The organism is Micromonospora sp. CMU55-4 (assembly GCF_011602315.1).
GTDB classification, from domain to species: Bacteria; Actinomycetota; Actinomycetes; order Mycobacteriales; family Micromonosporaceae; genus Micromonospora; species Micromonospora chalcea.
In genome coordinates this window covers 78,967-91,334 of the sequence record NZ_JAAOLH010000018.1, presented here as the reverse complement: position 1 = coordinate 91,334, position 12,368 = coordinate 78,967, and the positions used below count along the sequence as shown (strand labels likewise).

The 12,368-nt window shown below is 75.1% G+C and carries 9 protein-coding genes; 3 read left to right on the top strand and 6 right to left on the bottom strand.

Going from position 1 to position 12,368, the window contains the following annotated elements; genetic code table 11:
• Positions 1–30: 30 nt before the first annotated feature.
• Both hpt and HA073_RS26045 read right to left on the bottom strand, forming a co-directional pair.
• The gene (gene hpt / locus HA073_RS26050) at positions 31–606 is read right to left on the bottom strand and encodes a hypoxanthine phosphoribosyltransferase (RefSeq protein WP_013288988.1); all 576 of its coding nucleotides are present in this window, start codon (positions 604–606) and stop codon (positions 31–33) included.
• Between the two features lie 99 nt (positions 607–705).
• The gene (locus HA073_RS26045) at positions 706–843 is read right to left on the bottom strand and encodes a hypothetical protein (RefSeq protein WP_166457512.1); all 138 of its coding nucleotides are present in this window, start codon (positions 841–843) and stop codon (positions 706–708) included.
• A gap of 150 nt (positions 844–993) precedes the next feature.
• On the opposite strand from HA073_RS26045, the gene HA073_RS26040 reads away from it, so the two are divergent.
• Positions 994–1,953 (top strand): GlxA family transcriptional regulator, encoded by a 960-nt coding sequence (locus HA073_RS26040; RefSeq protein WP_166457511.1) that lies wholly within the window; start codon positions 994–996, stop codon positions 1,951–1,953.
• Positions 1,954–2,260: 307 nt separating this feature from the next.
• Here the strand turns inward: HA073_RS26040 and tilS are convergent, their stop codons facing one another.
• From tilS to dacB, 3 genes are all read right to left on the bottom strand, one after another.
• On the bottom strand, positions 2,261–3,211 hold the full coding sequence (gene tilS / locus HA073_RS26035; RefSeq protein WP_166457510.1) for a tRNA lysidine(34) synthetase TilS: 951 nt from the start codon (positions 3,209–3,211) through the stop codon (positions 2,261–2,263).
• A gap of 178 nt (positions 3,212–3,389) precedes the next feature.
• A complete protein-coding gene (locus HA073_RS26030) occupies positions 3,390–4,457 on the bottom strand; it encodes a zinc-dependent metalloprotease (protein WP_043330860.1) in 1,068 nt (355 codons plus the stop codon).
• A 66-nt stretch (positions 4,458–4,523) separates the two neighbouring features.
• Positions 4,524–6,029, bottom strand: a complete 1,506-nt coding sequence (dacB, locus tag HA073_RS26025; protein ID WP_374226006.1) for a D-alanyl-D-alanine carboxypeptidase/D-alanyl-D-alanine-endopeptidase — start codon at positions 6,027–6,029, stop codon at positions 4,524–4,526.
• Between the two features lie 293 nt (positions 6,030–6,322).
• On the opposite strand from dacB, the gene HA073_RS26020 reads away from it, so the two are divergent.
• Positions 6,323–6,829 carry an inorganic diphosphatase gene (locus HA073_RS26020; protein ID WP_013288994.1) on the top strand — a complete coding sequence of 169 codons (507 nt, stop codon included), beginning with the start codon at positions 6,323–6,325 and terminating at the stop codon, positions 6,827–6,829.
• A 57-nt stretch (positions 6,830–6,886) separates the two neighbouring features.
• On the opposite strand, the gene eccD is transcribed toward HA073_RS26020, so the two are convergent.
• On the bottom strand, positions 6,887–8,269 hold the full coding sequence (gene eccD, locus HA073_RS26015; protein ID WP_166457508.1) for a type VII secretion integral membrane protein EccD: 1,383 nt from the start codon (positions 8,267–8,269) through the stop codon (positions 6,887–6,889).
• Between the two features lie 105 nt (positions 8,270–8,374).
• Here eccD and eccCa point away from each other — a divergent pair, with 105 nt between their 5' ends.
• On the top strand, positions 8,375–12,313 hold the full coding sequence (gene eccCa, locus HA073_RS26010; protein WP_113973593.1) for a type VII secretion protein EccCa: 3,939 nt from the start codon (positions 8,375–8,377) through the stop codon (positions 12,311–12,313).
• Positions 12,314–12,368: the final 55 nt, after the last annotated feature.

The following is a 12,368-nucleotide window of genomic DNA, read 5'->3' as shown; positions in this document are numbered from 1 at the left end:
AATGTCCGCTGACGAAGGGCTCGGCGGAACTCACGCCCGGGCGTACACCTCGGGCTTGAGCACCCCGACGTAGGGCACCTCGCGGTAGCGCTCGCCGAAGTCGAGGCCGTAGCCCACGACGAACTCGGTGGGGATGTCGAATCCGACGTACTTGACCGGAACCTGCACCTTGACCGCGTCCGGCTTGCGGAACAGCGCGACCACCTCGACGCTGGCCGCGGAGCGCGACTCCAGGTAGCGCAGCAGCCAGGACAGGGTCAAACCGGAGTCGACGATGTCCTCGACCACCACCACGTGCCGGCCGGCGATGTCCCGGTCCAGGTCCTTGAGGATGCGGACCACGCCGGACGAGGTGGTGCCCTGGCCGTAGGAGGAGACGGCCATGAACTCCAGCTCGGCGGGCGGGCCCTGGCGGCCCAGCGCGCGGGCGAAGTCGGCCATGAACATGACCGCGCCCTTGAGCACGCAGACGAGCAGGAGGCCGTCCTCGACGTGCGCGTAGTCCGCCGAGACCTGCTTGGCCAGCTCCGCGGTCTTGTCGCGGATCTGGGCCTCCGAGATGATCACGTGGTCGATGTCGGCGTCGTACCAGGAGCCGTCAGCCATGCTCCTAGCCTGCCGTACGCCCCACGGCGGCCGTCGGCGGGGCCGCTCCTTTTGGCGCGGTCCCGCCGGGGATTTTCGGCGCGATCTGAACAAATCACCTCAGCAGGTACGGGAGCGCCAGCGCTGCCCGTCGTCGCTCGGCTTCCAGTCGGCCGAGTCGCGGGTGTCGGCGGTGAGCCCGAAGGCGCTGGCCCCGATGAGGAGAAGCAGGAAGAGCAGGAACAACAGAACGGTCATGGCGGCGCTCGCTTTCGCATGGTTGAGACGGTTTTCGCCGCCGGTGCGCACCGGACACCATTGATTCTGCGAGCCACCGACCGATACGGACAGTGGCAGGAATGTCATTGGGCATCGATTTACTGCCACCGGTCGGGTTACCCTCGTCACATGCTCCGCTCGGTCGCCGTCATCGTCATGGACCAGGTCGCCGCGTTCGAGCTCGGCGTGCTCGCCGAGGTCTTCGGCACCGACCGCACCGCCGACGGCTTCCCCAGCTACCGGTTCGATGTCTGCACCGCCGACGGCGGCCCGGTCCGCAGCCGCTCCGGATTCCTGCTCGCCCCCACCGCCGACCTCACAGTGGTCGAGGACGCCGACCTGGTGGCGGTGCCCGCGCACGCCGACGGCGCCCCGGTGCCCGAACCGGTGCTCGCCGCGCTGCGCCGCGCCGCCGACCGCGGAGCCTGGCTGCTCAGCGTCTGCGCCGGCGCGTTCGTCCTCGGCGAAGCCGGCGTGCTCGACGAGCGCGCCTGCACCACCCACTGGCGCTACACCGACGAGCTCCAGCGACGCTTCCCGGCCGCCCAGGTGCAGTGCGACTCGCTCTACGTGCAGGACGGCCGGCTGCTCACCAGCGCCGGCACCGCCGCCGGCATCGACGCCTGCCTGCACCTGGTACGCCAGGAGCACGGCTCCGCCGTGGCCACCCGGCTGGCCCGCCGGATGGTCGTCCCACCGCACCGCGACGGCGGCCAGTCCCAGTACGTCGAGGCGCCCATCCCGAAGGCCCCCGAGGCGCCCACCCTGGAACCGGTGCTGGAGTGGCTGATGGGGCACCTCCGCCACCCGGTGACAGTGGACGAGCTGGCCGCGCGCGCCGGCATGGCCCCGCGCACGTTCGCCCGCCGGTTCCGCGCCGAGACCGGCACCACCCCGCACGACTGGCTGACCAACCAGCGGGTGCTGCTGGCCCGGCACCTGCTGGAGGACACCACGCTGAGCGTGGAAGGCGTCGCCGAGCAGGCCGGCTTCGGCGACGCGGCGGCGCTACGGCACCACTTCACCCGCCGCGTCGGCACCACCCCGCTCGCCTACCGCACCACCTTCCGCGAACGCACCACCGCCTGACGCTCCCCGCTCCACCCGGCCCACCCCGGCCCACCCCGGCCCACCTCGGCCCGGCCCGGCCCACCCCGGCGATCATGAAGTTGACCGTGGATTTCGTCCGTTTCCTCCCCGTCAACCTCATGATCACCGCCCCCGGGTGGGCCCGCTTCCCGCGTCGCACCCGTGATCAAGGAGTTTGCGGGCTGCCGGAGGCGTGAAGTGGACACAAAGTCCTTGATCACCGCCAGGCGAGGCGAGGCCGGAGGGGCGAGACGCCGCGGGGCGCCAGGCCGCCGGAGTGGCGGCGCGAACCCGGCTGGATCACCGGTCAGGGCAGGAGGTGACCGGCCTGGCGGCGTACCTGGTGGCCGCCGGGCAGGTGCACCGGGCCCTGGCCGCGCCAATCAGTGACCAGGGCGTCCAGCGCTGCCACGTGACTGTGGGACAGCGCGGCCGGCGCGGCGCCCAGCTCGCGGGCCCAGGTGTGCAGCACCCGGGTACGCACTGCGGCCGGCAACCCGGCCAGCCCGTCGACGGAGAGCGCACGGCCGTCGGCCCGGACGTCGGCCAGCGCGGCGTCCGCGAGCGCGTCGAGCGCGGCGTTGTCCGCTGCGAGCAGGCGGGCGGTACGGGCCAGGTTCGCCACCACCCCCGGCCCGAGCGCGTCGACGAGTGCCGGCAGCGCGTCGGACCGGACCCGGGCCCGGGCGTACGCGGGGTCGGCGTTGTGCGGGTCCGCCCACGGGTCGAGCCCGAGCGCGGCGCAGGCGTCCCGGGTGTCGGCACGTGGGATGTCGAGCAGTGGGCGCAGCAGGGATACCCCGTCGAGATCACGACTTTCCGGCATCCCGGACAGCCCTCGTGGCCCGGCGCCCCGGGCCAGCGCGAGCAGGACCGTCTCGGCCTGGTCGTCCCGGGTGTGCCCGAGCAGCACCCCGGCCGCGTGGTGCCGGTGGGCCGCCGCGACCAGCGCCTCGTACCGGGCCTCGCGGGCGGCCGCCTCGGGGCCGCCGGGCCGGCCGTCCACCCGTACCGGAAGCACCTCGACCGGGTCGAGCCCGGCCGAGCGTGCCCAGGCGGCGACCGCCTCGGCCCGCTCGGCGGAGCCGGGCTGCAGGCCGTGGTCGACTGTCACCAGGCCCGCCGGGCGGCCGAGGCGGGGAGCCACGAACGCGGTGGCGGCGGCGAGCGCGAGCGAGTCGGCGCCGCCGGAGCAGGCCACCAGCACCGGTCCGGCGCCGGGCAGGCCGGTCAGCGTCCGGCGTACGGCGAGCCGCACGGCGGCGACGGCGGGAGCGGGCGACGGAGAGCGGCGCGATCGCGCGCCGGAATCAGCCCGGCCGGGGCGATCCACCGAGCCAGCCGGATCCGCCGAGCCGGCGGGACCGCCCGGCACGACCGAGCCAGCCGAACTCAGCGCACCGACCGAACTGGGCGAACCACCCGGGCCGGGCGGGTCAGCCGAGGGGCGGGGTGGCACCGGCGGGCCCGTGTACGCGGTTCACCCAGGCGTCCGGGTCGCCCAGCTCGTCCAGGCGCGGCAGCGTCAGCGGCGACGAGAAGATCTTGTTGAAGCCCGGCATCCCCACCCGGTCGACCACGCCGTGCACGAACTTGCGACCCTCGGCGTACTGGCGCATCTTGACCTCGATGCCGAGCAGCCGCCGGATCGCCTTCTCCAGCGGGTTGCCGGACTCGCGGCGGCGGTTGAACGCCGCCCGGATCGACTCGACGCTGGGGATGACCTGCGGACCGACGCCGTCCATCACGAACTCGGCGTGCCCCTCCAGCAGCGTCATCAGCGCGGTCAGCCGGTCCAGCACGGCGCGCTGGGCCGGGGTCTGCACGATGTCCAGCACGCTGGCCCGGCTCTCCGGGTCCTTGACCGCGTCGGAGAGCGTGGCCACGCCGCGGCGGAGCCGTTCCAGCAGGTGCTCGCCGCCCTGGGAGGCGTCCACGAACGCCTGCACCTCGCCGAGGAAGTACGCGCGCATCCACGGCACGGCGGTGAACTGGGTGCGGTGGGTGACCTCGTGCAGGCACACCCAGAGCCGGAAGTCGCGCGAGTTCGCGCCGAGCTTCCGCTCCACCTCGAGGATGTTCGGGGCCACCAGCAGCAGCTGGCCGGGGTCACCGGCGAACACCTCGTACTGGCCGAGCACACGGCCGCTGAGGTACGCCAGCACGGTGCCGGCCTGCACGCCCGTCACGCGGGAGCCGATCGCCTCGGTGAGCGCGCCCGGCCGCTTGTCGCCGGAGAGGCGCTCCACGAGCGGGGACACCACCTCACGCAGCCCGGCGATGTTCGCCGCGGCCCAGTCCCGGCGGTCGACCACGCGTACCGGCGGGTGGGCGACCTGCGGACGCAGGCCGGTGTAGTCGGCGACGTGCCCGGCCGCCTCCTCGGTCAGCCGGCGCAGGTCGCCGACCACGTCGGTGGCCTCGGCGTACGACACCCGGGGGCCCGACTTGCTCAGCGCCCCCGCTGTCGCGGCGGCCAGATCCCAGTCCACGAACTGCGCCATGAACCCACCGTACCCGCGCCGGAACACCCCCACCCGGGCTCGCGCCCGCCGATCGACGCCCGACGGTCAGCGGCAGCCGCACCCGGCCAGCGCGGAGGTGATCCGGTCCAGGGCCGCCCGGGTCTCGTCCAGCGAGCCCTGCGTCCGGTCGGTGAGCACGGCGAACGTGAGCAGCCGGCCGTCGGCGGTGGTGACCGTGCCGGCGATGGCGTTGACCCCGCTGAGCGTGCCGGTCTTGGCACGCACCACGCCCGCGCCGGCGCTCGTCGCCGCCGCCCGGTAGCGCTCGTCGAGCGTGCCGGACCAGCCGCCGACCGGCAGGCCGCCGAAGATGGCGGCGAGTTCGGGGTGGCTGCCGTTGCCGGCGAGCGTGATCAGGTCGGTGAGCAGCGAGGGGCTGATCCGGTTGGTGCGGGACAGCCCGCTGCCGTCGGCCAGGCTGATCTCGCCCGCCGGCAGGCCCAGTTCGCCGAGCACCTGGCCGGTGGCCGCGGCGCCGCCGGCGAACGAGCCGGGCTTGCCCTTGGCGAGCGCCACCTGGCGGGCCATCGCCTCGGCGATCACGTTGTCGCTGTCGCTGATCATGATGTCGACCAGCCGGATCATCGGCAGGGACTCGACGGTGCCCAGTTCGGCGCCGGGCGCCGTACCGGTGGCGCCGGACGCGGTCGGCGCGGTGCCCCGGGTCACCTGGGCCGCGCCGCCGGTGAGCCCGAGCAGCTTGGCGAACTGCCGGCCGGCGGTCAGGTCCGGCTGGGGCACCCGTTCGGCGGCGTGGTTGGTCTGCTCGGCGGTGCGGCGCGCCTCCGCCGGGTTCTTCCGGGCGCCGTCGGTCATCAGCGCGGTGATCGCCGCGCCGAACCCGCCGGTGGGGATGTCGGAGTCCCAGCCGGGTTCGAAGACCGGGCCGGTGAACAGCGACGAGTCGACGATCACCTTGGTCGGCGCGGTGCCGCCGAGCGCGTTGCGCACCTGGGCGGCGAGGTCGTCCAGCCGGGCCGCGCCCGGGTAGAAGCCGTCCTTGTCCACGGCGAGCGTGGGGTCACCGCCGCCGACCAGGACCACCTCGCCCGGGTTCGGGCCGGCCACCGCCCTCGTCGGGATCCGGTAGGCCGGGCCGCGCGCCGCGAGCACCGCCACGCCGGTCGCCAGCTTGGTCACCGAGGCGGGCACCGTCGGGGTGTCCTGGCCGCTGCCGTAGAGCGCCTGGCCGGTGCTCACGTCGGCCACCGACAGGTGCACCCGGTCGCCGAGCGCGGCGGCGCGCACCAGCGGGTCCAGGGCGGCGCGGATTCCGGCCTCGGTGGGCAGCGGGGCGTTGCCGTCCGGCCCGGCCAGCACGGCCGGCGGGGTGGGCTCGGGCGGCGCGGCGACCGCCGTACCCGAAGAACTGTCGTCGCCCAGCCAGCCCGCGACCGGACCGGGCCGGAACACGGCCAGCCCGGCGACCGCCAGGGCCAGCACGAGTACGCACGCGAGCGCCGCGACCAGCCGGGAGCGGCGACGCGGCGCGGCCGGAGGCGGGGAGGGCGGGGGCGGCGCGGCGCCGGCCGGCGGGACCGGCGGGCTCACCGGGATCGGCCCCGGAGCCGGACGGTGGGGGACGTTCGCACCCGGTACGGACACCCGGCCGGTGGCGCCACCGGAACCGGAACCCCCGGAAGCGGACCCGTCAACCCTCTCGGGGCGGTAGTGTGAATCTTCCCTCCCCACGGCCCCCTCCTCCCCGCTCGAAATCGCCTTGGGCGACACTACTTCGGTCCGAACACTATGCGGCGGCCGAGGCCGACGGGGGGCGTTCCCCCGCGCCGGGGGCGAACCGCTGGTTCCGTTAGCCAGCGTGGGCAAACGAGGGAGCGTGGAAGATGGATTTCGACGTCACGGTTGAGATCCCCAAGGGTCACCGCAACAAGTACGAGGTAGACCACGCGACCGGCCGCATCCGGCTGGACCGTACCCTCTTCACCTCCACGCAGTACCCGGCCGACTACGGCTTCATCGAGGGCACCCTCGGCGAGGACGGCGACCCGCTGGACGCGCTGGTGCTGGTGCCCGAGCCGACCTTCCCCGGCTGCCTGATCCGCTGCCGCACCATCGGCATGTTCCGGATGACGGACGAGAAGGGCGGCGACGACAAGGTCCTCTGCGTGCCCTACGAGGACCCGCGCCAGGAGCACCTGCGCGACATCCACCACCTGGGCGAGTTCGACCGGCTGGAGATCCAGCACTTCTTCGAGGTCTACAAGGACCTGGAGCCGGGCAAGTCGGTCGAGGGCGCGACCTGGGTCGGCCGGGTCGAGGCCGAGGCGGAGATCGCCGCCTCGTACCGGCGGGCCAAGGAGGCCGAGGAGCGCGGCGAGACGCTGCACTGACGCTCACGCTTTCGCCGGAGGCCCGGGTCGCGCTTCGCGACCCGGGCCTCCGCGTGTTCAGGCGAGCAGGTCGCGGGCCCGGTCGTAGAGGCCCAGCACCGCGCAGGCCACCGGCACGACCGCGACCACCAGCGCGGTGTCGGTCAGGTCGGCCAGCCGGCCGAGGTACGGGGAGACAGGTCGCCGGGCGTACGTGGCGCCCGCGGTGACCGCGACCAGGGCCAGCGCCAGCCCGCCCACGGCCAGCGCGAACCGGCCGGCCGGACCGGCGTGTTCGGCCAGCACCGCGCCAAGCAGGGCGTACCCGGCCAGCCCGGCGACGACGGCGGGCACCCGGTGGCGGACCGCCACGAACAGCCGGGAGCGCAGCAGCAGCACCCCGCAGGCGACGGCGGCGAGCAGCAGCCCGGCGGTCCGGCCGGTGGCGACGAGCACCGCGACCGCGCCGACCGCGAGCAGCGCGTGGCCGAGCAGCATCCCGGTCAGCACCTCCTCGGCGCGGGCCACCGCCGCGTGCACCCGGCCCCGGTCCGGCAGGTCCCGGGTGCCGGCCGGGCTGGGCAGGGTGAGCGGCGGCAGCGGCAGCTTGCCGACCCGGATGGCCAGCAACGGCAGCCCGCCGAGCGCGAACACCAGCACGGCGAGCAGGACGGCCGCGGCGCCGGCCGGGTCGAGCAGCAGCCCGCCGAACGCGGACGCCACGCCGGTCACGCCCGCCGTCACCCCGGCCACGAAGACCCGGGACCGGCTGGCCACGCCGAGCAGCCCGAGCACCGCCACCAGCAGCAGCGCCACCGAGCCGACGAGCAGTTCCGGAGCGCCCACCCAGCGCAGGCCGGGAATCGGGCCGACCGGATCGCCGGAGGCGACGGCGAGCGCACCGGCCGTCGCCGCCCAGGGCAGCGCGTACCCGCCGAGCGTGGCACCGACGGCGCCGTCGCCGTACGCCCGGGAGGCCGCGGTGGCGGTGAGCACCAGGATCAGGGCGATCGCGGCGGCCACCGGCCAGCCGCGCTCACCGGGACCGGCCGCGACCACGGCGACCAGCCCGACGGCCAGGGGTACGGCGGCGCCGCCGAGCGCGGCGGCCCTTGTGGCGCGGACCGACCAGGCGGCGCCCCGGCGCCGGGCCCCGTCGACTATCGCCTCGACCACGTCGTCGTACTCCAGCTCGGGCCACTCGGCACGGGCCGGCACCAGGTGCAGCACCTCGCCGTCGCGGACGCCCTGCGGCAGGAGCGCCTGCGCGGTGGCGAGCACCCCGCCGTCGGTGCGGCGCAGCACCCACCCACCGTGCCGTTCGCCGTCGTCGGCCAGCCCGACACCTGCGTGCCGGAGCACCTCGGGCAGCAGCTCGGCCAGGGGGACCTGCTCCGGTAGGGCCACGTCGACCCGCCGCCGGGGCGCGCTGATGGTGACCCGGGCGAGCCCGCTTGTCATCGAGGCACCTCCATATCGAGCGGGAACAGTGGGCTGACGGACGAGAGGACTTTACCTACGATGAGCCAGGCTCGGGTTACCCAGAGCCACTTCCGGGGAGGGTGAGTGTCCACTGTCGTCATCAAGCGGCCGCCACGCCGCCCGGCGCCGGAGATCCCGGTCGGCGAGCTGCCGGTCGAGGCCCCGCCGGAGATCCCGGTGGCGACCGGCGGGCGCTGGCAGCAGGCGCTGATGGTGCTGCCGATGCTCGGCGGGACGGTGGCCATGGCGATGATGTTCGGCCGGGGCGGCGGTGCCTACTCGTACGTGGTGGGCGGCATGTTCGGCCTCTCCTCGCTGGCGATGCTCGTGACCACCTGGGGCAGCGCCGGGCCGAAGAAGTCCGAGCTGATGGCCGCCCGCCGGGAGTACCTGCGGCACCTGGCCACGCTGCGCCGCCGGGTGCGGGAGACCGCCGGCGCGCAGCGGGCCGGCCTGTCCTACCGCCATCCCGATCCGGGGCGACTCTGGTCCACCGTCGACAGCCACCGGGTCTGGGAACGGCGGCCCGGCGACGGGGACTTCGCCGTGGTCCGGGTCGGTGTCGGGCCGCAGACGCTGGCCACCCCGCTGGTCCCGCCGGTCACCCGCCCGCTGGAGGAGCTGGAGCCGATGACGGCCGGGGCGCTGCGGCGCTTCCTGGACGCGTACTCGGTGGTGCCGGACCTGCCAGTGGCGCTGTCGCTGCGCAGTTTCGCCCGGGTCTTCGTGCGCGGGCCGGCCGGCCCGGTACGCGGCGCCGGATCGCCCGCCGCGCAGGCGCTGGCCCGGGCGGTGCTCACCCAGCTCGCCGTCTTCCACGCGCCCGACGAGCTGCTGATCGCGGTCTGCTCCGGGCCGGAACGCCGGGCCGCCTGGGAGTGGGTCAAGTGGCTGCCGCACGCCCACCACCCGAGCCGTACCGACGCGCTCGGCCCGGTGCGGCTGGTCACCAGTTCCGCCGCCGACCTGGAACGGCTGCTGCACGACGTGCTCGGCGCCCGGTCGCGGTTCAGTCCGCACGGCGTGGCCACGGACGGGCCGCACGTCGTGGTGGTGCTCGACGGCGGCGACCTGACCGGGGCCACCGACCTGGCCGGCGACGGCGGCATCGACGCGGTCACCGTGCTCGACCTGGACACCCCGCCGCCCCGGCTGCTCGACCGGTACGCGCTCCTGCTCGACCTGGTCGACGGCCGGCTGCACTCGCACTCCGCCGAGGGGCACGCCGAGGTGGGCGCCGCCGACGCGCTGGCGACCGCCGACGCCGAGGCGGTGGCCCGGCGGCTCGCGCCGCTGCGGCTCGCCGGCACGGTACGCGGGCCGGACGCGCCGCCCGGCGCCGAACCCGGCCTGCCCGAGCTGCTCGGGCTCGGTGACCCGGACGGCTTCACCGCAGAGCAGGGCTGGGCGCCCCGGGCCGCGCGGGACCGGCTGCGGGTGCCGATCGGGGTTGGCGCGGACGGCGGCGCGATCGACCTCGACCTGAAGGAGTCGGCGCAGGACGGCATGGGCCCGCACGGCCTGCTGATCGGCGCGACCGGCTCCGGCAAGTCGGAGCTGCTGCGCACGCTCGTGCTCGGGCTGGCCGCCACGCACAGCTCGGAGCAGCTCAACTTCGTCCTCGTCGACTTCAAGGGCGGCGCCACGTTCGCGCCGTTCGAGCGGCTGCCGCACACCGCCGCCGTGATCACCAACCTGGCTGACGCGCTGCCACTGGTGGACCGGATGGTGGACGCGATAAACGGTGAGCTGATGCGCCGGCAGGAACTGCTGCGCCGGGCGGGCAACTTCGCGAGCGTGCGCGACTACGAGCGCGCCCGGGCGGCCGGCTCGCCGCTGGCGCCGCTGCCGTCACTGCTGCTGATCTGCGACGAGTTCTCCGAGCTGCTGTCCGCCAAGCCCGACTTCATCGACCTGTTCGTGCAGATCGGCCGCCTGGGCCGGTCGCTCGGGGTGCACCTGCTGCTGGCCAGCCAGCGGCTGGAGGAGGGGCGGTTGCGCGGGCTGGACACGCACCTGTCGTACCGGATCGGGTTGCGGACGTTCTCGGCGCTGGAGTCGCGGACGGTGCTGGGCGTGCCGGACGCGCACGAACTGCCGCGCAGCCCGGGGCACGGCTACCTGCGTTCCGGCACCGACCCGCTGGTGCGGTTCAAGGCCGCGTACGTCTCCGGCGCGGTCCACCGGCGCGGCGGGCCGGCGGGCGCGCCCGACGCTGGTGAGTCGCGGGTGCTCGCCTTCTCCACCCATCTGGTGCCGGTGCCCGAGCCGGCCACGCCCGCCGCCCTCCCCGCCGAGGACGACAGCGGCGAGACGCTGCTGGACCTGCTGGTGGACCGGCTGTCCGGGCAGGGCCCGCCGGCGCACCAGGTGTGGCTGCCGCCGCTGGACGCCTCGCCCGCCCTGGACGAGCTGCTCGGCCCGGTCGGCGCCGACCCGGTACGCGGGCTCACCGTCGCCAACCCGGAGCTGCACGGGGCGCTGCAGGTGCCGGTGGCGGTGGTGGACAAGCCGTTCGAGCAGCGGCGTGACCTGCTCTGGCTGGCGCTGGACGGCGCGGCCGGGCACGTCGCGGTGGTCGGCACCACCCGCAGCGGCCGGTCCAGCCTGCTGCGCACCCTGGTCTGCGCGCTGGCGCTCACCCACACCCCGGCCGAGGTGCAGGTCTACTGCCTCGACTTCGGCAGCGGCACGCTGGGCACGTTGCGCGACCTGCCACACGTGGGCGGTGTCACCGGGCGCTCCGACGGCACCGCGGTGCGCCGTACCGTCGGCGAGGTCGCCGGCCTGCTCGCGGAGCGGGAGCGGCGCTTCGCCGAGGCGGGCGTGGAGTCGATGGCCGCGTGGCGACAGCGCCGGGCGGCGGGCGCGACCGACGCCTTCGGCGACGTGTTCCTGGTGGTGGACGGCTGGAACACCCTGCGCGGCGAGTACGAGGACCTGGAACCGCTGGTCACCGAACTGGCCACCCGCGGCCTGGCGTACGGGGTGCACGTGGTGGCGACCGCGCTGCGCTGGTCGGACTTCCGCCCGGCGATCCGCGACCTGTTCGGCTCCCGGCTGGAGCTGCGCCTGGGCGACCCGGCCGACTCGGTGGTGGTCAAGCGGGCGCTGGCGGCGACGGTGCCGGAGGAGCGGCCGGGGCGGGGCATCACCGCCGGCGGGTTGCACTTCCTCACCGCCGTGCCCCGGGTCGACGCGCTCGGCGGCGAGACCGCCGACCTGGTGAAGGCGGTCGCCGGGGCGTGGACCGGTCCGCCCGCGCCCCGCGTGCGCCTGCTGCCGCCGGTGCTGCCCTACGCCGAGCTGGACCAGAGCGCGACAACCGGGCTGGCGTTCCCGATCGGCGTGGCGGAGGCGGACCTCGCCCCGGTGGTGCTGGACTTCGCCACCGAGCCGAACTTCATGGTCTTCGGCGACGCCGAGTGCGGCAAGTCGTCGTTCCTGCGCGCGCTCGCCACGTCGATCGTCAACCGGTTCACTCCGGAGCAGGCCCGGGTGATGCTCGTGGACTACCGGCGCAGCCTGATGGGCGTGATCGACACTCCACACCTGATCGGGTACGGCACGGCGGCGCCGCACACCGCCGAGCTGATCGAGTCGGCCGCCGGCTACCTCGCGGGGCGGCAGCCCGGACCGGAGGTGACCCCGGCTCAACTGCGCAGCCGGTCCTGGTGGCAGGGGCCGGAGCTGTTCGTGCTGGTGGACGACTACGACCTGGTGGCCGGCGGCCCGACGAACCCGCTGCGCGCGCTGGAGGAGCACCTGCCGCACGCCCGGGACGTCGGGCTGCATCTGGTGCTGGCGCGGCGGACCGGCGGGGCGGGACGGACCGCGTACGAGCCGATCGTGCAGCGACTGCGGGAGTTGTCCACGGCCGGGCTGGTGATGTCGGGCGGCCCGGAGGAGGGCGCGCTCGTCGGTCAGGTGAAGGCCGGGCCGCTGCCGCCGGGCCGGGCCCGTCTGGTCACCCGTCGTGAGGGGGTGCGCCTGGTGCAGTTGGCGCATCTTCCGCCCGGGTGATCCGAAGTGCCGAGTTGGCCCGTGACGGCCGGGACAACCGGTAATCTCCGAGCGG

What these genes read in the sequence shown, in the direction of transcription:
- hpt (WP_013288988.1), bottom strand. Translation starts at nt 606, where the DNA reads ATGGCTGACGGCTCCTGGTACGACGCCGACATCGACCACGTGATCATC.
- HA073_RS26045 (WP_166457512.1), bottom strand. Translation starts at nt 843, where the DNA reads ATGACCGTTCTGTTGTTCCTGCTCTTCCTGCTTCTCCTCATCGGGGCC.
- HA073_RS26040 (WP_166457511.1), top strand. Translation starts at nt 994, where the DNA reads ATGCTCCGCTCGGTCGCCGTCATCGTCATGGACCAGGTCGCCGCGTTC.
- HA073_RS26030 (WP_043330860.1), bottom strand. Translation starts at nt 4,457, where the DNA reads ATGGCGCAGTTCGTGGACTGGGATCTGGCCGCCGCGACAGCGGGGGCG.
- HA073_RS26020 (WP_013288994.1), top strand. Translation starts at nt 6,323, where the DNA reads ATGGATTTCGACGTCACGGTTGAGATCCCCAAGGGTCACCGCAACAAG.
- eccD (WP_166457508.1), bottom strand. Translation starts at nt 8,269, where the DNA reads ATGACAAGCGGGCTCGCCCGGGTCACCATCAGCGCGCCCCGGCGGCGG.